Source organism: Vibrio sp. YT-18 (genome assembly GCF_033337345.1).
Lineage (GTDB): Bacteria > Pseudomonadota > Gammaproteobacteria > Enterobacterales > Vibrionaceae > Vibrio > Vibrio alginolyticus.
The window spans coordinates 1-1,848 of the sequence record NZ_JAWOQO010000065.1 but is presented as its reverse complement, the minus strand read 5'-3'; the positions used below and the strand labels follow the sequence as shown (position 1 = coordinate 1,848).

At 42.6% G+C, this 1,848-nt stretch carries 2 protein-coding genes; both read left to right on the top strand.

Annotation, left to right across the window (positions count from 1 at the left end; translation table 11 throughout):
• Nucleotides 1–350: 350 nt before the first annotated feature.
• Nucleotides 351–1,346 (top strand): 2-hydroxyacid dehydrogenase, encoded by a 996-nt coding sequence (locus tag R7M72_RS24290; RefSeq protein ID WP_276387650.1) that lies wholly within the window; start codon nucleotides 351–353, stop codon nucleotides 1,344–1,346.
• Between the two features lie 83 nt (nucleotides 1,347–1,429).
• Nucleotides 1,430–1,786, top strand: a complete 357-nt coding sequence (locus R7M72_RS24285) for a YibL family ribosome-associated protein (RefSeq protein ID WP_318056366.1) — start codon at nucleotides 1,430–1,432, stop codon at nucleotides 1,784–1,786.
• The last annotated feature ends 62 nt before the right edge of the window (nucleotides 1,787–1,848 follow it).

Below are 1,848 nucleotides of genomic sequence, written 5' to 3'. Positions count from 1 at the left end.
TGCCATCTTCTATCAAGTACATTCTGCGTTTCGATTTATCAACTTTAACCAGATCGACAGCCGCGTGCGTACTGAACGTAACCAATCCACACAGAATTAAAGCACACCATTTTATCGACATTGCCAGAACGCCCAAACCAAGAGTCAGAAGGAAATAAAAGAGAAGCTATGCTAGTCAGATGATGCTCACAAAGCAATCTGATTATAACGTTGAGACGTAAAAAAGACGGTGCTAATCGCATCTTGATATTACTGAAATTTAAGCAAAGATTTCACTATTCATTAGGCCTAAGTTGCATTACTTTATAAGTAGATTTATTTATAAAACCCATACTTTTTGGGAGGGAACTATGATTAACATTGCTTTTTTTAGTGCAAAATCCTACGACGAAGCCTCTTTTAATAAAATTAAGAACAATCGCGACTTCGAATTTCACTATCACGACTTTCGACTCACCGAAAATACAGCAAAAATGGCGCACGGTTGTGACGTGGTATGCGCTTTCGTCAATGATGATCTTTCTGCTCCCGTTCTAAAACAACTTTCCTTGGGCGGAACAAAACTCATTGCGATGCGTTGTGCTGGCTTCGATAAAGTAGATCAACAAGCGGCTAAAGAGCTTGGCCTTCAAGTTGTGCGAGTGCCTGCATACTCTCCCGAAGCGGTCGCCGAGCATACCGTCGGTTTGATGATGTGTTTGAATCGTCGTCTCCACAAAGCGTATCAACGCACCCGTGATGCCAACTTCTCTTTAGAAGGATTAGTTGGCTTCAACTTTTTCGGCAAAACCGTTGGCGTTATCGGCACTGGCAAGATTGGTATCGCCACGATGCGAATCTTTAAAGGCTTAGGGATGGAACTGCTTTGCTACGACCCTTACGAAAATCCTCTGGCTTTAGAAATGGGTGCACGATACTGCTCTCTTGAAGAGATTTACGCCAATGCAGATGTTATCTCTCTTCACTGTCCAATGAGCGAAGAAAACTACCACCTATTGAACGAAAACGCTTTTGCTCAAATGAAAGATGGCGTGATGATCATCAATACAAGCCGCGGTGAGTTACTCGACTCTGTCGCCGCTATCGAAGCACTTAAACAGGGTAAGATTGGCGCTCTCGGTTTAGATGTGTACGACAACGAAAAGGACTTGTTCTTCCAAGATAAATCCAACGACGTTATCGTGGATGATGTTTTCCGCCGCTTATCGGCATGCCACAACGTTCTGTTCACTGGCCATCAAGCTTTCTTAACTCACGAAGCGCTGAATAACATAGCATCTGTGACATTGAACAACGTAGAGGCCTTCTTCTCCGGCCAAGTTTCAGGGAATGAACTAATCAACTAAACATAGAATCGAGGAGGATAGTAGAGCGTAGATTTTCAGCTATGCTATACTCCTCGACCATTAAAAAATTGAGTCTATTTACCATGAGCATTAAAACTGATATTCAAAAGCTGCATAACCGCGTAGATACCTGCCAACGTAAACTGGATGCAGCACGTTCTCGTGGTGATCACGAAATGATTTCTAAATTCACGGATGAAGTTGAAGATCTAACAAAGAAGCTTAACCAACTTAAGCACAAACAAACATACGAACTAAATAAAGAACGTAAAAGCCAGTTAGATATGCCATTCTCTCGTGAAATCACTAAAGCAGAACAGGCAGACATCGGTAAACTGAAGAAACGCGTACGCGGCCTGGTTATCGTTCACCCTATGACTAAAATGGGTAAAGAACTACGCCTAGACGTGATGACTGGCTTCGCACCGAAAGAGTTCTAATACACTCGACAAACACATTAAATGTAAGAACGCCCAAGCCCATCGCTTGGGCTTTTTTGTAT